Here is a 19,941-nt window from a genome sequence, read left to right on the forward strand (position 1 = left end):
CACCGGTCGGGCCTCGGGCGCGCTCTCCACCATCCGCGAGGACTCCCAAGCATTTCGAGCCCAACGCCCGCGAGGGGTCCCCCGCCAAGGGGAACCCCTTGTTCTCCAGCCTATTCGCCGCGCTGGGCACGCGGAAGCGGTCGGTGCCCGCCTGTGGACAACTCCGCCACCGGCTCAGGGGGCGAACGCCTCCAAGGCAGCCTCCGCGCGGTCCATCGACGCTGCCGGGTCGGCGTCGGGGGTGCCGATCTCGGCGTCGAAGTTGAGGTCGATGAACACCTCCGTGACGCCCTGCGCGGCCAATGCGCCGAAGTCGTCGCGGATCTGCTCGACACTGCCCGTCAGGGGGCGCCGGTCGCCCGCGTCCGGGCGGACCCGGACCGCGCCCCGGCAGACCACCCGCAGGGCGTTCGGGTCGCGTCCGGCCTGTTCGGCGGCCTCTCGGATGGTGCGCACGGAGTCCCCGATGGCGGTCAGGTCGGCGCGGCTGCTGCTCACCCACCCGTCGGCCAGGCGGCCCGCGCGGCGCAGGGCCGCCTCGGCGCCCGCGCCCAGCAGGATCGGCGGCCCGCCCGGCTGCACCGGCTTGGGATCCATCCGGCTCGGGGGCACGCGGTAGAACTCGCCCTCGTGTTCGATGACATCGTCGGTCCAGAAGCGGCGCAGGAGCGGTAGGTACTCGTCGGCGCGCTTGCCGCGACGAGCCTTGTCCGCGCCCACCGCCGCGTACTCCTCGTCCGACCAGCCGATGCCCAGGCCGGCGTCGAGTCTCCCGCCGGAGAGGATGTCGACGGTGGCCAGCTGCTTGGCCAGCAGCGCCGGGGCGAAGAACGGCATGTTGAGCACCGCGGCACCCAGGCGGACACGGCTGGTGCGTGCCGCGAGGAACGACAGGGTGGCCACCGGGTCGAGCACCGTGCGGTAGGCCTCACCCCAGTTGGCGTCAGGTGGCGACAAGAGGCGCTGCATCGTCCACAACGAGCGGTAGCCGAGGTCTTCGGCGCGGGTGGCAACCCGCGCGAGATTGTCGACAGTGGCCCAGGAACCCGACACGGGGACAGCGAATCCGATCTCCACGGGGCCAACGCTAGCTCACATGTGCCTATCCGCCGGCAGACTGGCGGTTATGACCGAAGACTCCACCGCGGACCCGTACCTCTGGCTGGAAGACGTCACCGGTGACGAAGCCCTGGACTGGGTGCGCGCGCGCAACGCCGAGACCGTCGCGGAACTGACCGGTGGGGAGCGGTTCGAGCAGACCAGAGCGAAGCTGCTGGAGGTCCTCGACGCCGACGACCGCATCCCATACCCCCGGCGCCGCGGTGAGTACCTCTACAACTTCTGGCAGGACGCGGCGCACCCGCGCGGGGTGTGGCGGCGCACGACGCTGGCGGAGTACCGGTCCGCGTCACCCGACTGGGACGTCCTGCTCGACGTCGACGCGCTGGCCGAGCGCGAGGGCGAGAACTGGGTGTGGAACAGCGCGACCATGCTCCGGCCCGACTACCACCTGGCGCTGGTGGAGCTGTCCCGCGGTGGTGCGGACGCGACCGTGGTGCGCGAGTTCGACGTGCGGACCCGCGAGTTCGTCACCGACGGCTTCACCCTCCCGGAGGCCAAGACCCGCGTGGGCTGGATCGACGCGGACACCGTCTACGTCGGCACCGACTTCGGCGACGGCTCCCTGACCTCATCCGGCTACGCCCGCGTCGCCAAGCGCTGGCGCCGGGGCACCCCGCTGGCCGAGGCCGAGATGGTCTTCGAGGGCAAGCCCGAGGACGTCGCCGTCTACGCCTACCACGACTCCACCCCCGGGTTCGAGCGCGACTTCGTGGGCCGCTTTCCCGACTTCTTCACCTCGGAGGAGTACCTGCGCACGGCCGGTGGTGACCTTGTGCGGATCGAGGTCCCCGATGACGCCTCGACCGATATCCACCGGGAGTGGCTGCTGGTCACGCTGCGTTCGGATTGGACCGTCGACGGCACCACCCACCGCGCGGGTTCGCTGCTCGCGACGCGGTTCGACGACTTCATGGCGGGCGGGCGCGACCTGACGCCGCTGTTCGTGCCCGACGAGCACACCTCGCTCAGCGGCCAGGCGTGGACCCGCAACCACCTGATCCTGGTGGAGCTGTCCGACGTCAAGACCCGCCTGGAAGTGCTCACCCACGGCCCGGACGGCTGGGCGCGCGCACCGCTGTCCGGAGCGCCGGAGGTCGGTTCGGCCAACGTCATCGACACCGACCCGGACAATTCGGATGAGTACCTGCTCAACGTCAGCGGCTACCTGCAACCCGCCACACTGCTGCGCGGCGAGGTCGGCGGCGAGCTGGAGACGCTCAAGCAGGCACCTGCGTTCTTCGACGCCGAGGGCCTGACCGTCGAGCAGCACTTCGCGACCTCCGACGACGGCACCCGGGTGCCGTACTTCGTGGTCGCGGGCCCGGACACCAGCGGCCCGACGCTGCTCTACGGCTACGGCGGCTTCGAGGTCTCGCTCACCCCCGGCTACAGCGGCGGTCTCGGCCGGGGCTGGCTCACCCACGGCGGCACCTACGTAGTGGCCAACATCCGCGGGGGCGGCGAGTACGGCCCGGAGTGGCACCGCGCGGCGCTGCGGGAGAACCGGCCGCGCGCCTACGAGGACTTCGCCGCGGTCGCGCGGGACCTGGTCGCGCGCGGCATCACCACGCCCGCGCGGCTGGGGATGCAGGGCGGCAGCAACGGCGGCCTGCTGGCCGGGGTGATGCTGACCCGCTACCCGGAGCTGTTCGGCGCGGTGGTCAGCCAGGTGCCGCTGCTCGACCTCAGCCGCTACCACCTGCTGCTCGCGGGCGCGTCGTGGATGGCCGAGTGGGGCGACCCGGACGACCCGGCGGACTGGGCGTACCTGAAGACCTACTCGCCGTACCACAACGTCCACAGTGGAACGAAGTACCCGCCGGTGTTCTTCGTGACCTCGACCAGGGACGACCGGGTACACCCCGGGCACGCGCGCAAGATGGCCGCCCGCATGATCGAGCAGGGGCACCGTCCGCACTACTACGAGAACATCGAGGGCGGCCACGGCGCTGCCGCAGACAATTCACAGCGGGCGTTCATGTCGGCGATCGTCTACGAGTTCCTGCTGAGCACTCTCGGCGAGGCTTAGACCGGTATGTAGGGTCATCGCCGTGTTGGCGCTGCACTGTCTGGTGACTGTCGCCGGAGATGTGGCGCTTTGGGCGGAGGACTCCGGCCTACCCGCGCGTCGGCAGGGCCGGGCGACGAAGGCGGTCTCGGACCACCCGTTCGCCCTGCCGTCGCGCGCCTTGGCGGAACTGGTCCACGGCGTGGTGGACGAGTACCTGGTGCTCTTGCCGTCGCACCCGTCCGCGCCCGTGGCCTCCCCGGAGTTGGTACGCGATCCGCTGGCCAGAGCCGCCACACCGCGCGGCGCCGTGAAGCTGTCGACGTGGCGGGTGCCCGCGGTGCGGATGTCGGCGGCGGCGTTCGCGCGAGGAGCGGTGCCCGAGCGGGGTGACGTGCGCGTGGGCACGAGTGTGCGGTACCTGAGTGCGGTGTCCGCGTTCGCCGAAGACCTCGTCGGTCGGGGTCAGGTACTACCGACGGTGGTGAGCGAGGAGGACGGTCCCGCAGCGCGGTGGCGTCCCGCGTTGTCGGGGGCGGATTCGGCCCGGTACGCCCGTCTTCGTGAGGCCATGCCTCCCGCGCTGCGGGCGGTGCAGGTCGACGGAATGGACGGTAGGCGCGCGGACGAGGTCTTGCGGCCGATGCTGGACGCGTTCGTCGACGGCGCTACCCGCTCTCGCTTGGCGGGCACACGCCTAGGCCCGAAGAGGCCCGCAGACGGCGAGCCCGTCGCGTTGTTGGCCGCGTTGACCGGTGACCCCCTCCTCGACCTCGCGCCCGAACGGGCCGCGCGCTTGGCCGCCGAACTGGACGAGTGGCGAGCGGGCGGCGCGCACGACGGCCCGATCCGGGCGTGCTTCCGACTGCGCGCACCCGCGTCCGACGACACCGACTGGGTACTGGAGTTCCTGCTCCAAGCCGCCGACGACCCCAGCGTGCTGGTGCCCGCCGAGCAGGTGTGGCAGCGGACGCGGGACGCCCTGCTGCACCGCTGGGTCGCCCGGCCGCAGGAACTGCTGCTGGCCGAACTGGGCCGTGCCGCGCGGATCCTGCCCGACCTGGACGAGTGCCTCCGCACGCGGCGACCGGTCGAACTGCGCGTGGACGCCGATGGCGCGCACCGCTTCCTCACCGCCGCCGCGACGCTCGACCAAGCCGGGTTCGGTGTTCTGCTACCCGCGTGGTCCCGCACGTCTTCGGCGGTGGGATTGCGGTTGACCACTACGAGTCGCGGCGCCGCCGGAACCGTCACCCGCACCACCCCACTCGCCAGGAACCAACTGGTCGACTACCGCTGGGACCTGGCGCTGGGCGACGCGACGCTCACCGAGCGGGAGCTGCGTGACCTGGCCGCGGCGAAGGTGCCCCTGGTCCGCGTGCGCGGGCAGTGGGTACAGGTCGACCAGCGGAGGCTGAGCGCCGCCATGGCGTTCCTGGAGCGCTCACGCAGCGGTCAGATGTCGGTCGGCGACGTGCTGGACCTGGCCGGGATGGCCGACGACGAGAGCCTCCCGGTCCCCGTGGTCGGCATCGGCGGGTTCGGGTGGTTGGCCGACCTGCTCAGCGGCGACGTCGAGGCGACGCTGGAGCCCGCCGAGACACCGGAAGGGCTCCACGCGGAACTACGGCCCTACCAGCGACGCGGTCTGGCGTGGCTGGCGTTCCTTGACCGACTGGGCCTTGGTGCTTGCCTCGCCGACGACATGGGTTTGGGCAAGACCATCCAACTCCTCGCTCTAGAGGTTCTTACCCGCGCCGACGCCGTAGTACCGCCAACACTCATCGTGTGCCCCATGTCGTTGGTGGGCAACTGGCAACGGGAAGCGGAGAAGTTCGCACCGGGACTACGGGTCTATGTCCACCACGGCGCGAACAGGCTTACCGGAGAGAAGTTCTCCAACGCGATCGCGGACGTCGACCTCGTCGTCACCACCTACGCGGTCGCGACCCGCGACGCGGAGAAGTTCGCCGACCTGGGCTGGCACCGGATCGTGCTCGATGAGGCGCAGAACATCAAGAACAGCGCTTCCCGCCAATCCCAGGTACTACGCGCCCTGCCCGCGCGGCACCGGGTGGCGTTGACCGGCACACCCGTGGAGAACCGGCTCGCCGAACTGTGGTCGATCATGGACTTCGCCAACCCGGGCCTGCTCGGCCCCCTGACGCGGTTTCGCGCCCGGTTCGCCGTCCCGGTCGAGCGGCACGGCGACGAGGACGCGGCGGCGCGGCTGAGGCGCATCACGGGACCGTTCGTGCTGCGGCGGGTGAAGACCGACCCGTCGATCATCGACGACCTGCCGGACAAGCTCGAGATGAAGCAGTTCTGCAACCTCACCACCGAGCAGGCCACGCTCTACCGCGCGGTGGTCGACGACATGCTCGCCAAGATCGAGGAAGCCGAGGGGGTGCAGCGCAAGGGACTCGTGCTCGCCACGATGACCAAGCTCAAGCAGGTGTGCAACCACCCCGCGCACTTCCTCGGCGACGGGTCGCGGGTCGCCGACCGCTCCGGCAAGCTCGCCCGGCTGGAGGAGACGCTGGAGGAGGTGCTCGCCGAGGGCGACCGGGCGCTCTGCTTCACCCAGTTCGCCGAGTTCGGCGGGATGCTGGTGCCGCACCTGGCGGCCCGGTTCGACACCGAGGTGGCGTTCCTGCACGGCGGGACACCCAAGCGGCAGCGGGACGCGATGGTCGAGCGGTTCCAGTCCGGGACCGGCCCGTCGATCTTCCTGCTGTCCCTCAAGGCCGGGGGTACCGGTCTCACGCTGACCGCGGCCAACCACGTCATCCACCTCGACCGCTGGTGGAACCCGGCGGTGGAGGACCAGGCGACCGACCGCGCCTACCGCATCGGGCAGCGCCGGGACGTGCAGGTGCGCAAGTTCGTGTGCATCGGCACGTTGGAGGAGCGCATCGACGCGATGATCGAGGACAAGAAGGCGTTGTCGCGACTGGTGATCGGATCCGGCGAGAACTGGCTCACCGAGCTGTCGACAGCCGAACTTCGCGAACTCGTCACCCTGTCGTCGGAGGCTGTCGGTGAGTGACGAGTGGTGGCGGGACGATACGCCCTCCGGTCCCATCCCGGTGGAGGGTGGCGTACGCGCGCGTAGCCAGCGTGGCGACATCGCGCGCACGTGGTGGTCGCGGCGCTTCATCGAGGCGTTGGAGTTGTTGGGGCTCGGAGGACGTCTCGAACGCGGTAAGCGCTATGCGCGGGCCGGACAGGTCATGAGCATGTCGTTGTCCACCAGCATCGTTGTGGCGCAAGTGCAGGGTTCGCGGCCGGAGCCCTACCGGGTGCGCATCAGCGTCAAGGCGTTCACCTCCGACCAGTGGTTCGAGGTCGAGAAAGCGCTTGCGGGACAGGCGTTGTTCCTCGCTAAGCTGCTCGCCGGTGAGATGCCGCAGGACATCGAGCGGGTCTTCGGCGAGGTCGGGCTGCGGTTGTTCCCGGACAGCTTCCAGGAGCTGTCCATGGATTGCTCCTGCCCGGACTGGGAGGTGCCGTGCAAGCATCTCGCCGCGACCTGCTACCTCTTGGCCGAATCCTTCGACTCCGACCCCTTCGAGATCCTGGCCTGGCGTGGACGTAGTAGGCAGGAGTTGCTCGACAACCTCCGCGGGCTCCGTGAGGACCATGCGGAACCCACCGACAACGCGGAACCTCTTGGCGACCTACTCGACTCGTTCTGGGGTGCGCAGGTAACCCTGCCGACCTCAATGCCGGTAAGAGGACGACCCGACGCCATCTTGGACCGACTACCACCGCTAAGGCTGACCGTGGCGGGACGCCCGGTCGTCGACTGGCTGCGACCGGCCTACCAGACCATGGCCAACGAGGAGGACACATGAGCGGAAAGCTGGACCGGCGGGTGGCCGAAGTGGCCGAGGAGTTGCTGCGGCGCAAGAAGGTCGTCGCCCCGCTGGACGTGCTTTCCGGACTCGGGTGGATCAGCGGGCGCACCGTGCAGGCGTGGGAGCTCGGCCGGACACCGCACCTCGACACCCAGGCGGCCGTGCCGCCACCACGGCTGCTGGAGGCGCTGGGCAGCCTGCACAAGTGGGCGGCCGACCGCGGCCTGACCAGGTCCGAAGTGGACCACGTCGCCGCGACCAGGGACCGCAGGCGGCTGCTGTTCAGCTCGGCGGGCGACCAGGACGCCGAGGCCTCGTTCCGCACGCAGTGGACCGACCCCGACCTGTCCCCCGCCCGGCTCGCCAAGGTCGCCGAGCGCCAGGCCAAGGCGCCGGACCTCGTGGTGATCCACCCCGACAAGGCGTGGCACTGCGCGCAGTGCCGGGACACCGGCGAGTTCCACTTCCTGGAGCACGAGGTGCCGCTGTGCCTCGACTGCGCCGACATGGGTCACCTGGTGTACCTGCCGTCCGGCGACGCCGCGCTGACCCGCCGCGCGCGGAAGGCGAGCGGGCTCGCCGCGGTGGTGGTGAAGTGGAGCAAGTCGCGCAAGCGCTTCGACCGCCGGGGCATCCTCGTCGAACGCGCCGCGCTGGAGGCGGCGGAGGAGCAGTGCCTGGCCGACGAGGAGGTGCGGGAGCGGCGCAAGGTCCGCGACCGCGAGCGCCGGGCCGCGCAGGACGTGGAGTTCCAGGCCACGTTCGCCGTACGCATCGGTGAGCTGTTCCCCGGCCTGGAGACAGCCCGCGCACAGGCCATCGCCGAGCACGCGGGAACACGTAGTAGCGGCCGGGTGGGACGGTCGGCGGCCGGTCAGGCGTTGGACGAACACGCGGTCACCCTTGCCGTGGTCGCCGCTATCCGGCACGAGGAGACCGACTACGACGCCATGCTCATGGCGGGCGTACCACGCGCCACCGCCCGTGAACGCATCCGCGACGACATCGACCGCGTATTGGCGTTGTGGCGTCAACCGTGAAGCGCGGCGATCCCGTAGCTCTTACTTGACCTCGGCCACCGGAGCCGACCACGTGTCGCAGGCGATGGTGTTACCCGCCTCCAGACCGCGCTTGGCCCACATACCGCGGTTGTGGGCTGTGCCATGGGTGTCGGTGTCGTCGCTGCCGTCGTAGCCCGCCACGGAGTCGTCGGCGAACTTGCTCGAGATGGAGCCGTGGTCCTTGATCGCGGCCAAGAAGACACCCGCGAAGCAGTTGGCTTGCAACTCCGTGCGCCGCGACAGCTCCAACGACTCGTCCTTGGGCGCCGAGTTCTCCAAGAGGCGCTCCGCGTACAAGATGTCGCTAAGGTACTGGACGTGGTGGCCGTACTCGTGCGCGAGCACGGCCATGTGGAGCTCCGGGTAGTCGGAGACCGCGTCGATGAGGCGCACGCGGGGCATGTAGATCGTGCGGTCCTCCGAGCAGTAGAAAGCGGTCGCCTCCTCCTCGCTCGGCCCCTCGCCGCAGTCGCTCTTCGGGGAGTCCTGGGTGTCGAGCTTGGGCGGCACGAAGGCGTTGCCCGCCTGCAGCACCACGGGCCGCCACGCGCGGTTGAGGCAGTCGATGGCGGCGAGGTAGTACGACTCCAGGTCCTTGCGGTCGGTGTCGAACTCGGGCAGCTCACAGTCCGTGGTGGGGAGTTTGCTCCCCGGCTTCAGCAGGCTGTTGGCCGCGAGGTCGACCAGCGACTTCGCCGACTGGCCGCGATCGATCTCGCCCACCGCGAGCGGTGTGCCGGTGACCGGGCGGGGCATGCCCGCTGCCATGCGGCCGACCAGGACCACCCAGAAGATCCCCACCACGAGCATCGCCAGCACCAGGATCAGCACCACCGACCTGCGGAAACGGGACTCCGGGCGCGGGCCGACGATGGCCACGGGCACCGACGGCATCGGGCCGTAGTACGGCCCGCGCCCGAATTCGTCCATTCCCCACCTCGGAAGTCCCCCAGTGGCGCGCCAACAGACCCCCGACGTCCGCGCCCGTACCCCATCATAGGCGGTTCAGGGCACGACAAGCGCGACTCTTCCGCGGCCGTGCCCCGTCTCCACCTCCCGATGTGCCTCTGCCGCGTCGACCAGCGGGTGGACCGAACGGACGTGGGTGCGCAGCAGACCCCTCGACCACAGGTCGACCAACCCGACCAGCCTCGCGGCCGAGCGGACGCCGGTGACCCGCAGGATGCCCAACTCGGCCGCGCGGTCCCACACCGTGGTGGTGCCGATCCGGGCTCGGTCGACCCCCAGGTCGATCGAGGCCAGCACCGCGTCGATACCCGCCGCGTCCAGCACGACGTCCACCCCGCGCGGGGCCACCGCGCGGACCCGCTCGACCAGCCCGTCGCCGTACTCGACCGCGATGGCGCCGAGTCCGCGCAGGTAGTCGTGGTTGGCCTGCGACGCTGTCGCGATCACGGTGGCGCCCCGCAGCCGGGCGAGCTGGATGGCCATCGTGCCCACCGCACCGGCCCCCGCGTGCACGAGGAAGGTCTCCCCCGCCCGCACCTGGAGCGCCTCCACCGCCATCGTGGCGGTCTGCGCACCCGCGGTGAACGACCCCGCCGCCTCCCACCGCATGGCCGAAGGCTTGGCGACGATGTCCCCCGCGGGCACCAAGCGGTACTCGGCGTAGCTGCCGAACAACGCGAAGCCCAACACCTCGTCACCGACCGCCCACTCGGCGTCGCCGGGCCCGACCGCGTCGACCACGCCCGCGAACTCGTTGCCGAGGACCTGGGGCAACCGCGCCTGCTGTGCCGGAGGCCCCACCCCCCGACGAACCGCGACGTCGAAGGGCTGCACCCCCGCCGCCTTGATCCGCACGCGGACTTCGCCCGGTCCGGGTTCGGGGACGGGCAGGGTGATCGGTCGCAGGACGTCCGGGTCGCCGAAACCGGTGACTGCCACGGCGGTCATGTGCTGGGTCATGCGCACAGCGTGGGACCTTGACCTTGGTGGAAGTCAACTGTGTTGGGCGTCACCAGACAGGTAGTCCGTGAACTCGACAGTGCCGTCCGCGTGCTCCGGCGTGGTGTGGTCACCACGGCGGTAAGCGGCGAAAGTGGCGCCGGGTAGGCGTACCGGCACTTTTAGCGCCTTCCGGCCCTTCGCCGCCAAATACTGCGCTGCGAGGTCACGAGCAGGCCAGACAGTGGGGCCACCCAGGTCTGCTACCCGGCCACGAGCCGGGCCGATGGCCAGGTCGGCCAAGCGGGCGGCGACGATGCCGGTGTCGACGGGCTGGAAGTCGCATGCCGGGTAGAACAGCAGGGCCCGCTGCTTCGCGAACAGCTTGGCGATGAGGTCGTGGAACTGGGTGGCCCGCAGGATCGAGTACGGCAGGCCGCTGTCCTCGACCAGCAGCTCGGTGGCGAGCTTGGTGCGGTAGTACGGCAGCGGCACGCGGTCGACGCCGACGATCGAGATGTAGACCAGGTGGGGGCTACCTGCTTGGCGCATGGCGGCGATCAGGTTCTCGGTGGCGGGGATGTCCTTACGGCCGAGAGTGGTCGCGCAGTGCACTACGGCGGTCACGCCGGACAGGGCCTCTTCGAGGCCTTCGCCGGTGAGCAAGTCACCGCGCACACCGGCGCCACTGCGGCTGAGGACCCTGGCGTCGGGCAGGGCGCGCACTACGTCGCGGCCGAGCGTGCCGGTGCCTCCGGTGACGAGGACGGTCATGGGAGCCTCCCTGGGGTTGCGGTCACCCCACTGACTGCACAGCCCTGCCTTTCGTGACAGCCGGCAGGTCGGACGCCACTGTGAACTCGGTCATGGCCTCCCGCAGGAAAGCCGACCTGGACACCCCGAGCACCCGCATCGCCGAACCGTGGTCGAGCAGCACGACGAGTGTCGCGCCGAAGAACAGCAGCCGCCACCCAGCGCGTGCGACCCACGGTAGGCCGCCCAGCGACCGTAGGCGGTCGCGGTGGAAGGGGACGTGCCTGCGTTCGTCGGCCAAGATGCGGCGGGCTACCTCCGTAGTGAGCTTGTCGGTCGTTCCGTCTCGTAGTGCGCGGTAGAAGACGAGTGCGACCACCTCGGCGATGGTCAGGACCATCAACTGCAGGCGCAGCCCGAGGGCGCGGCGAAGCCACACGAAGGCCGCGTCGGTCCAGTGGGAGGCGATGGTGGGGGTGTCGGCGGCCTTGAGAAGGTTGGCGAGCATGCGCGCGTGGTTCTGCTCCTCGGCGATGAAGAGCTTCACCGTGGCGCCGTAGTCGCCGTCGCCCGCTTTGGCGATGAGGTTGGTGCCGTCACCGTCCTCGCCCACCTGGAAGCGTTGGATACTTCGGATCACCGCGGGGTGCAGGCAAACCTCTTGCGACCAATCCGGTTCGGGTCGAGCCGCTCGGTGCGCGACCTCCTCGGTGAAGTGCCGCAGCCATTCCCTGTCGTTCATAGTGTCCACAGTGCACGGAAAGCCGGTTGATTACTACGGGCTTCACGCTTCCCTCACCACATCCGCCAGACCTTCACGCCGCCTGCGGCCACATCACACAAGTGCGCGTAGCGCGGCAGCGAGTTTGTCCCGCACCTCTACCTGTGCGTCTATCCGACGGTTGAGCACCTCCAGGCGGTTGCGCGCGACCTGGATACCGGCCTCGGATGGCTCTACCGCGCGCATGTCGCCGTCCAGGCATGGGCCGAATGCTTGTATGTCGTCGAGAGTGAGGCCAGCCGCGAGGAGGTAGCGGATATTGCGCACACGGGCCACTACGGCGTCGTCGTAGTCGCGGTAGCCGTTGTGCAGCCTCTCGGAGGCAATCAGCCCTAGGTGCTCGTAGTGCCGCACAGCACGTGGTGTGGTCCCTGTGGCCTGGGCGAGCTCGCCGATGCGCATGAACCTCTTACTACGCAACAACGGCACCACCGTCCACCGGCAACACCACACCCGTGACGAAAGACGCCTCGGGCGAGGCCAACCGCGTGATCGCCCACGCCACCTCCTCCGGCGCGGCCACCCGCCCGAGCGGTGTGTGCGCAATCTGCCACGCCCGAACCTCACGCCGCTGTTCCTGGGTCAACCCCTGGTGATCGGCGATCGGCGTCTCCACCGCCCCCGGCGCCACCGCGACGACCCGGATCCCCCGGGGCGCGAACTCCACCGTCCAACTGCGGGTGATCGAGTCCAGCGCGGCCTTGGTGGCGGAGTACACGGAGTTCCCCGGCCACCCGCGTTGACCGATCGCGGTGCTCACGTTCACGACCACACCCCCTTCGGGCAGGTGCGGCAACGCGGCCTGGGTCAGCTTGATCGGCGCGACGAGATTGGTCTCCAGCTGCGCCGCGACATCCTCGGCGGCCACCGACTCCAACGCCCCCGATGCCACGATCCCCGCGTTGTTGACCACGACGTCAACCCGCCCGAACCACTCGACAACGGTGTCCACAACCCGCCGCGCGTCCACCGTGATGTCGGCGGGCAACGCCCGGATCCGCCCACCGGCGATCTCCCCCAATGGCCCCGGACGCCGCCCGACAGCGACCACGTCCGCCCCGAGCTCCGCGAACGCGAGCGCGGTGGCCCGACCGATCCCGGTACCAGCCCCGGTGATAACCACAACCTTGTCCGTCACACCCCCATCCTCAAACGTTGACGCCAGGGACAAGGTCAACCACCTTGACGGCAAACCACCGCTCCACTTTGGGATCCCCCAACCCGGACTCGGTCAACCACCCCGCCGCCCGCCGCGCGTCCCCCTCGTCCGCGATCAACCCCCACCCACCGGGCCGCACCCCGGTCGCCGCGGCCACATCACCGACCAAGCCGCCGACGCACCCCCACGTGTGCCAAATCCCACCGTCGAACCCCACCGGCTCGAAGCCCAGGAAATGCCAGTCAGGCAACGTCTCCACCCGCAACAGCCCTCGCGCCGCGGGCCAGTGCCAACTCCTCATGTCGACCAACAACTCGGGTACGTCCTCAACGGCGAACCCCACCCCCAGCACCCGCTCCCCCGCCCGCGCGGCCGCCACGGGATCCGAGAACCAGACGTCGGACTCGTCAGCAGGCGCGAAGTCCGCCAAACACTTGGACACCGACACGGCCTGCCCGTGCGCGGTCGCGAGGTATCCCGCCAACAAGAAAGCGCCCATGTCCCCCAGTGTGCCTGGGGAACATGGGCGCTTCGACGGGGTTACCCGGTCACCGCGGACCGGGCGAGCCGACTAGCTGCAGCCCGAGGTGGAGCCGCAGCCCTCGCACACGTAGCAGGAGCCCGCGGGACGCATCTTGGTGCCGCAGGTCATGCAGAGCGGGGCGTCGGCGGCCTTGCCGAGGTGCAGCTCCAGCAGTTCGGTCGAGCTGTGCGCCTCCGACGTGGCCGGGCGGGGGCTGGACTCGATCTCCGCGCGCGGGGTGGCGTCGACCGACGTGCGCAGGCCCTCGAGGTCCACATCGGACGAGCTGCCGTAGTCCGCGGCGACCTGGGCGGTGCGCTCGTCGGCGGTGAAGATGCCGAGCTGGGCGCGCTTGTCGTAGGGCAGGTAGTCCAGGGCCAGCCTGCGGAACAGGTAGTCCAGGACGCTGGTGGCGATCCGCACGTCCGGGTCGTCGGTCATGCCCGCGGGCTCGAAGCGCAGGTTCTGGAACTTGGAGACGTAGAACTCCAGCGGGATGCCGTACTGCAGGCCCACCGAGATCGACATCGAGAACGCGTCCATCACGCCCGCCAGGGTCGAGCCCTGCTTGCCCAGCTTGACGAACACCTCGCCGAGGCCGTCGTCCGGGTAGGAGCCCGCGTGCAGGTACCCCTCCGCGCCGCCGACGGTGAACGAGATGGTCTGCGACGGGCGCTTCTTCGGCAGGCGCTTGCGCACCGGCCGGTACTCGACGACCTTCTCCGGCTCCGCCTTGGCCGAGGCCTTGGCGCCCTTGCCCGCCGACAGCGGCTGGCCGACCTTGCAGTTGTCGCGGTAGATCGCGAGCGCCTTGAGGCCCAGCTTCCAGCCCTCGAAGTAGATCTCCTCGACCTCCTCGACCGACGCCGACTCCGGCATGTTGACCGTCTTGGAGATCGCGCCGGAGATGAACGGCTGCACCGCCGCCATCATCCGCACGTGCCCCATCGGCGCGATCGACCGCTCGCCCATGGCGCAGTCGAACACCTCGTAGTGCTCCGGCCGCAGGCCCGGCGCGTCCACCACGTGGCCGTGCTCGGCGATGTACTCGACGATCGCCTCGACCTGCTCGCCCTGGTAGCCCAGCGCGGTCAGCGCGCGCGGCACGGTCTGGTTGACGATCTGCATCGAGCCGCCGCCGACCAGCTTCTTGAACTTGACCAGCGCCAGGTCCGGCTCGATGCCGGTGGTGTCGCAGTCCATCATCAGGCCGATGGTGCCGGTCGGGGCGAGCACGCTGGCCTGGGCGTTGCGCCAGCCGTTGCGCGCGCCGACCGCCAGCGCCGCCTGCCACTCGCGGGTCGCGACCTTCTGCACCGCCGCGTCGTTGGCGTGGTAGGTGCGGATGAGGTCGTTGGCGGCGGCGTGCTTGCGCATGACGCGCTGGTGGGCGTCGGCGTTGCGGGCGTAGCCCTCGAACGCGCCGACGACACCCGCCAGCTCGGCGGAGCGGCGGTAGGCGGTGCCGGTCATCAGCGAGGTGATGGCCGCGGCGAGCGCCCGGCCACCGTCGGAGTCGTAGGCGTGGCCGGTGGCCATCAGCAGCGCGCCGATGTTGGCGTAGCCGATGCCGAGCTGGCGGAACTTGCGCGTGGTGTCGGCGATCGGCTCCGTCGGGAAGTCGGCGAAGCAGATCGAGATGTCCATCGCGGTGATGACGATCTCGACGGCCTTGGCGAAGGTCTCGGCGTCGAAGGTGCCGTCGGCGGCGAGGAACTTCATCAGGTTCAGCGAGGCCAGGTTGCAGCTGGAGTTGTCCAGGTGCATGTACTCGCTGCACGGGTTCGACGCGGTGATCCGGCCCGACTCGGGGCAGGTGTGCCAGGCGTTGATCGTGTCGTCGTACTGGATGCCCGGGTCCGCGCAGTCCCACGCGGCCTTGGCCAGCTTGCGGAACAGGTCCTTGGCGCCGACCCGGTCGATGACCTCGCCGGTGGTGCGGGAGCGCAGCCCGAACCGGCCGTCGGACTCCACGGCGTGCATGAACTCGTCGGAGACGCGCACGGAGTTGTTGGCGTTCTGGTACTGCACCGAGGTGATGTCGGACCCGCCGAGGTCCATGTCGAAGCCCGCGTCGCGCAGGACCCGGATCTTCGCCTCCTCGCGCGCCTTGGTCTCGATGAACTCCTCGACGTCGGGGTGGTCCACGTCGAGCACGACCATCTTGGCCGCCCGCCGGGTCGCGCCGCCGGACTTGATGGTGCCCGCGGACGCGTCGGCGCCGCGCATGAACGACACCGGACCGGACGCGGTGCCGCCGGAGGAGAGCAGCTCCTTGGACGAGCGGATGCGGGAGAGGTTGAGGCCCGCGCCCGAGCCGCCCTTGAAGATCAGGCCCTCTTCCTTGTACCAGTTGAGGATCGAGTCCATCGTGTCGTCGACGGCCAGGATGAAGCAGGCCGAGACCTGCTGCGGGGAGCTGGTGCCGACGTTGAACCAGACGGGGGAGTTGAAGCTGAAGACCTGGTGCAGCAGCATCCAGGTGAGCTCGTGGGAGAAGACCTCGGCGTCCTCGTCGGTCGCGAAGTAGCCGTGCTTGACGCCCGCGGCCACGTAGGTGAGGACCACGCGGTCGATGAGCTGGCGCAGCGAGCTCTCCCGGACCGGCGTGCCCACGGCGCCGCGGAAGTACTTGCTGGTCACGATGTTGGTGGCGTTGACCGACCAGAAGTCGGGGAACTCCACGCCGCGCTGCTCGAAGTTCACCGAGCCGTCGCGCCAGTTGGTCATCACCACGTCGCGGTGTTCCCAGGTCACCTCGTCGTAGGGGTGCACGCCCGCGGTGGTGTAGACGCGCTCCACGCGCAGCCCTGGCCGCGGTGCGCCCACCAGGTCGGCCGCGGTGGTCCCGACGGTCTCGGTCATGACCGGTCCCTCTCCCTCGTCTTGTGCTGGTCTGGCCACGTCCGGGCTCCCCGTCCGATGCGGCCGAAGCGTGAGTCGGCGGTCCCCGCCCCGGGGACGCCGTGACTGACGTCTACTGCTCATCCTGTTCCGCCAGTTCCTTGGCCATCGCGGCCCGCAGGTCGGCGATCTCCTTCTCGAAGTCCTCCACCGAGGAGAAGGACCGGTACACGCTGGCGAAGCGCAGGTACGCCACGCCGTCGAGCTCGCGCAGCGGGCCGAGGATGGCCAGGCCGACCTCGTGGCTGGGCACCTCGGCGCTGCCGGTGGCGCGGATGGTCTCCTCGACCTTCTGCGCCAGCTGCTGCAACCGGTCCTCGTCCACCGGCCGCCCCTGGCAGGCCCGCCGCACGCCGCGCACGACCTTGTCGCGGCTGAACGGTTCGGTCACCCCGGAGCGCTTGACCACGGCGAGGACGGCTTCCTCGACGGTGGTGAACCGCCTGCTGCACTGCGCGCACGACCGCCTACGGCGAATCACCTGTCCGTCGTCGACCTCCCGCGAGTCGACGACCCGCGAATCGGAGTTCCGGCAGAACGGACACCGCATGCCCCCGACCTTCTCTCTGCTCGCACACCTCAGCGCCCACCGACCACAGCCCACCGATCGGGCCCACCAACCGGCTGAGTCCACGCGCCCCGCGGCGATCGCACCTGGTGATCGATCTGTGGATAACGCGTGGATGGAAGGTGGACAACCCGCCCCCACCTGTGGACTAACTACATCGGTGTAACCACTAGATGTTGGGGTGGACGGTATGCCTCGACCCTACATGGGCGCAACTCGGACACGCCCTCGCGGCCCGAGAACCACCCTGCGCGGTCACGCACACACCCTGCGATTCATACATCCAGGTGAACAGAGGTTGTCACTCGTCCGGACGCACCCCACCGCGCGTCGCGGGCGGGATCCCCGCACCCGACGAACGCCGAACCGCGCCGCGCGCCCCCGCCGGACCCTCACCCGCCCGAGTGATCATGAACACCGCCGGGCGATTGTCACACCCCGGGTCGCCGGGGTGGACGGTGTCGACTCATCGACGCGGAGCCGTCGTCAACGGCGAGCCGGACCGGCACGCGCATGTCGACAACACGTCGTCCACGGGGCAGCCGGACCCACCACGGCCGTCGATCCCACCGGGACGGACGCACGCACCACCCGGCCACCGCGACGGTCCACACCGGACCGCCGGTCACCGCGAGACCGGCACCTCCAACGGCTGACCGGGGAAGATCGTCGACCCCTCCAGCCCGTTCAGGCCGCGGATGCGGTCCACCACCGCGCCCACATCGGACCCCGGCGCCATCCGGGCCGCCAGGTCCGACAGCGTCTCGCCCGCCTTCACCCGCACCACAGCGGTCTCCTGGGGGACGCTCGCCCCCGCCATCGAGTCCGCCGCCGAACCGAGGCCGTACACGGCGATGGCGACCACGGCCGCCACACCAGCCAGCACCGAAACGGGGATCGGCGAGCGTCGCGGACCGCACCCCGGCGCCGCGACGACCCTGGCCGCGCCCGCGACCCGACCGCGGTTGGGCGGGCGGTGCCGCCGCGCGCGGCGCAGCGGGGACGGCGCCGGGCGTATCGGCGCGGTCGCCGCCGGTGATCGTCCTTCGACCCGCTCGCCCAGGTCGGATCCCCGCCGCACCACCTGCACCGAAGTCGCCACCGCAACCTCCCAGCCGCGTACACCGTCGACGTCCGCCGTCTCCACGCCCACTGGCGGGATCGAACTCGCGTTCGATCGAACGTCCGTGCGAATGTCTACCACCACCCACCGACAAAAATCGAGACCCCATCGGCGTGTCGCTCGAACAGGTGTTTGATCTGCGCAGGTCGGCGGGCTAACGTCGACACCGGAGATGATCGAAGTCGGTCCACCACCGGGGCGAGAAGGCCGTGCCGGTCGGCGCAGGGAGGCAACGCAGTGTCAGGCACGAGTGGTCGGAAGCCGTCGGGGGCGCCCAAGCGGAAGCAGGCCGCGGGCGACAACGTCCGCAGCTTCCCCGAGCAGACCCCGGCCACCGATGCCGCCGACCTGCCGGTCCGCCAGCGACAAGTCCTTGAGGTCATCCGCTCCTGGGTCCAGCGCCACGGCTACCCGCCCAGCGTGCGCGAGATCGGCGAGGCCGTCGGCCTGACGTCGACCTCGTCGGTCGCCTACCAGCTCCGCGCCTTGGAGGAGAAGGGCTACCTGCGCCGCGACCCGAACCGCCCGCGCGCGATCGGCGTGCTCTCGGCCGACGCCTCGGTGGCGCAGCTGCGCGGTGAGCGGGGCACCCCGGTCGCCGTCGAGCAGGCCGACCAGGGCCCCGCGCCCACGTACGTGCCGGTGGTCGGCCGGATCGCCGCCGGTGGGCCGATCCTGGCCGAGCAGGCCATCGAAGAGGTCTTCCCGCTGCCGAAGGAGATCGTCGGCGAGGGGTCGCTGTTCATGCTGAAGGTCGCCGGTGACTCGATGATCGACGCGGCCATCGCCGACGACGACTGGGTCGTGGTGCGCCAGCAGCCCACCGCGGACAACGGCGACATCGTCGCGGCGATGATCGACGGCGAGGCCACGGTGAAGACGTTCAAGCGCCGCGACGGCCACGTGTGGCTGATCCCGCACAACGACGCCTACGAGCCCATCCCCGGCGACGAAGCCACCATCCTCGGCAAGGTCGTCGCGGTTCTGCGCAGGCTCTGACCGGCCTCGGGCGGGCGGCTCAGCCGCCCGCCGCTAGGACTTCCGCGCGCTCCGGCGGTTCATGAACAGCAGCGCACCGCCGACGACCACAACGGAGATGCCGAGCGCGGGGAGCACGGGCAACCCACCGGACTCCGACGGCGCGCCACCCCCTCCCGCGCCACCCGACGCGGCGGGCTTGGGCGCGTCCGACGTCTGGGCCGTCGTAGTGGCCGCAGCGAGTGCCGCAGCGCCCTTGACCACCCGGATAGGCGTACCGACGCCCTCGGACCCGGACACCAGTGTGCCGTCGGATTCGATTGCGATCGCCTCTCCCTGCTTCTCGTCCGGCAACGGAATCCGCACCGGCTTGCGCTTGAGCGCGGCGAGCACATCGCCGTCCGGCGCGGGGAAGAGATAAGCCTCGGTGTACGTGCGCAGCGCGACGAGCGTGCCATCCGCGTTCACCGCCCCACCGGTCACCACAACGGAGCCCACGAGCGGGGTAATCGGGCCACCCTTCGTGTCGGTACTACCGAAGCTGACCTCGCCGACCTTCTCCAACGGCGTCGGTCCCGGCGTGGCCAACGGGCCCGTCGGGCGATAGATCCCGGCAAGACCGAACGGACTCTTTGTCACCACATAAGGCACGTTGTTCTTGTCCAGCAACAACGCCTCAGCGTCATGTGGACCGTCCGGATAGGTCAACCGGTGCAGGGTGGTCTTACCGGCGGGTGTCAGCTCGATGAGCGCGATGGTGGTCCGCTTCTTGCTGTTGTCGCCGGTATCGGAAAGCCAGAACGTGCCGTCGGCCGCACGGGCGAGGTCTTCGACGTCATAGGGGTCGGTGGGACCGTTGATGACGCGCTGGACCTTGCAATCCTTGCCGAGCACGTAGACGGTCGACTTCGTGCCACCGTCGTTGATCGCGTACCAGTGCTCCCCGTCGGTCGCCAACCCGGACAGCTCGGACAGCCGCTTGTCGGACTGCACGCACGCGTCCTCCGGAACGGGTGTTTCCGCCACCGCCGCCGTCGCGCCGAACACACTCAACCCCACTACCAGTACCGCGGTCGCGAACCCCCGCACCCGCCACCTCCCTGTCTCCCACTCCACCGTAGCCGCGCCACGGCCTACAAGAGCGAGGACGCACACGCGGACGCGAAAGGGCCCCGGCGTGACAGCTGTCTCGC

Annotated in this window: 17 protein-coding genes; 5 read left to right on the plus strand and 12 right to left on the minus strand. The window is 70.0% G+C overall.

The window, feature by feature from the left end:
• Positions 1–174: 174 nt before the first annotated feature.
• Complete coding sequence (locus tag V5P93_RS30265; protein ID WP_104483263.1) at positions 175–1,077, minus strand: TIGR03619 family F420-dependent LLM class oxidoreductase; 903 nt, start codon at positions 1,075–1,077, stop codon at positions 175–177.
• Between the two features lie 49 nt (positions 1,078–1,126).
• On the opposite strand from V5P93_RS30265, the gene V5P93_RS30270 reads away from it, so the two are divergent.
• From V5P93_RS30270 to V5P93_RS30285, 4 genes are all read left to right on the plus strand, one after another.
• Positions 1,127–3,151 (plus strand): prolyl oligopeptidase family protein, encoded by a 2,025-nt coding sequence (locus tag V5P93_RS30270; RefSeq protein WP_104483264.1) that lies wholly within the window; start codon positions 1,127–1,129, stop codon positions 3,149–3,151.
• A 22-nt stretch (positions 3,152–3,173) separates the two neighbouring features.
• Entirely contained in the window at positions 3,174–6,179 is a 3,006-nt protein-coding gene (locus tag V5P93_RS30275; RefSeq protein ID WP_104483265.1) for a DEAD/DEAH box helicase, read from the plus strand.
• Positions 6,180–6,363: 184 nt separating this feature from the next.
• Positions 6,364–6,987: an SWIM zinc finger family protein gene (locus V5P93_RS30280; RefSeq protein WP_245931764.1), complete on the plus strand. Its 624-nt coding sequence runs from the start codon at positions 6,364–6,366 to the stop codon at positions 6,985–6,987.
• On the plus strand, positions 6,984–8,030 hold the full coding sequence (locus tag V5P93_RS30285; protein ID WP_104483267.1) for a DUF2293 domain-containing protein: 1,047 nt from the start codon (positions 6,984–6,986) through the stop codon (positions 8,028–8,030). The genes V5P93_RS30280 and V5P93_RS30285 overlap by 4 nt, the downstream gene beginning before the upstream one ends.
• Before the next feature lie 21 nt (positions 8,031–8,051).
• On the opposite strand, the gene V5P93_RS30290 is transcribed toward V5P93_RS30285, so the two are convergent.
• From V5P93_RS30290 to V5P93_RS30335, 10 genes are all read right to left on the minus strand, one after another.
• Complete coding sequence (locus V5P93_RS30290) at positions 8,052–8,981, minus strand: neutral zinc metallopeptidase (protein WP_104483268.1); 930 nt, start codon at positions 8,979–8,981, stop codon at positions 8,052–8,054.
• Between the two features lie 75 nt (positions 8,982–9,056).
• On the minus strand, positions 9,057–9,980 hold the full coding sequence (locus V5P93_RS30295; RefSeq protein WP_245931765.1) for an NADP-dependent oxidoreductase: 924 nt from the start codon (positions 9,978–9,980) through the stop codon (positions 9,057–9,059).
• A 33-nt stretch (positions 9,981–10,013) separates the two neighbouring features.
• On the minus strand, positions 10,014–10,733 hold the full coding sequence (locus V5P93_RS30300) for an SDR family oxidoreductase (RefSeq protein ID WP_104483269.1): 720 nt from the start codon (positions 10,731–10,733) through the stop codon (positions 10,014–10,016).
• A 22-nt stretch (positions 10,734–10,755) separates the two neighbouring features.
• Complete coding sequence (locus V5P93_RS30305; protein WP_104483270.1) at positions 10,756–11,454, minus strand: ferritin-like domain-containing protein; 699 nt, start codon at positions 11,452–11,454, stop codon at positions 10,756–10,758.
• Between the two features lie 93 nt (positions 11,455–11,547).
• Entirely contained in the window at positions 11,548–11,895 is a 348-nt protein-coding gene (locus V5P93_RS30310; RefSeq protein ID WP_104483291.1) for a MerR family transcriptional regulator, read from the minus strand.
• 10 nt (positions 11,896–11,905) lie between these two features.
• The gene (locus V5P93_RS30315; RefSeq protein ID WP_245931766.1) at positions 11,906–12,631 is read right to left on the minus strand and encodes an SDR family NAD(P)-dependent oxidoreductase; all 726 of its coding nucleotides are present in this window, start codon (positions 12,629–12,631) and stop codon (positions 11,906–11,908) included.
• A gap of 10 nt (positions 12,632–12,641) precedes the next feature.
• Positions 12,642–13,151, minus strand: coding sequence for a hypothetical protein (locus V5P93_RS30320; RefSeq protein WP_181043927.1), 510 nt, complete (start codon positions 13,149–13,151; stop codon positions 12,642–12,644).
• Between the two features lie 72 nt (positions 13,152–13,223).
• Positions 13,224–16,040 (minus strand): vitamin B12-dependent ribonucleotide reductase, encoded by a 2,817-nt coding sequence (locus tag V5P93_RS30325; RefSeq protein ID WP_104483271.1) that lies wholly within the window; start codon positions 16,038–16,040, stop codon positions 13,224–13,226.
• Between the two features lie 112 nt (positions 16,041–16,152).
• Complete coding sequence (gene nrdR / locus V5P93_RS30330) at positions 16,153–16,629, minus strand: transcriptional regulator NrdR (RefSeq protein WP_104483272.1); 477 nt, start codon at positions 16,627–16,629, stop codon at positions 16,153–16,155.
• Between the two features lie 643 nt (positions 16,630–17,272).
• Entirely contained in the window at positions 17,273–17,800 is a 528-nt protein-coding gene (locus V5P93_RS30335) for a LysM peptidoglycan-binding domain-containing protein (RefSeq protein ID WP_374065108.1), read from the minus strand.
• A 318-nt stretch (positions 17,801–18,118) separates the two neighbouring features.
• Here V5P93_RS30335 and lexA point away from each other — a divergent pair, with 318 nt between their 5' ends.
• A complete protein-coding gene (lexA, locus tag V5P93_RS30340; RefSeq protein WP_146108387.1) occupies positions 18,119–18,769 on the plus strand; it encodes a transcriptional repressor LexA in 651 nt (216 codons plus the stop codon).
• 33 nt (positions 18,770–18,802) lie between these two features.
• On the opposite strand, the gene V5P93_RS30345 is transcribed toward lexA, so the two are convergent.
• Positions 18,803–19,837 (minus strand): hypothetical protein, encoded by a 1,035-nt coding sequence (locus V5P93_RS30345; protein ID WP_374065109.1) that lies wholly within the window; start codon positions 19,835–19,837, stop codon positions 18,803–18,805.
• Positions 19,838–19,941 lie beyond the last annotated feature (104 nt).

Source organism: Actinokineospora auranticolor (assembly GCF_041897805.1).
Lineage (GTDB): Bacteria > Actinomycetota > Actinomycetes > Mycobacteriales > Pseudonocardiaceae > Actinokineospora > Actinokineospora auranticolor.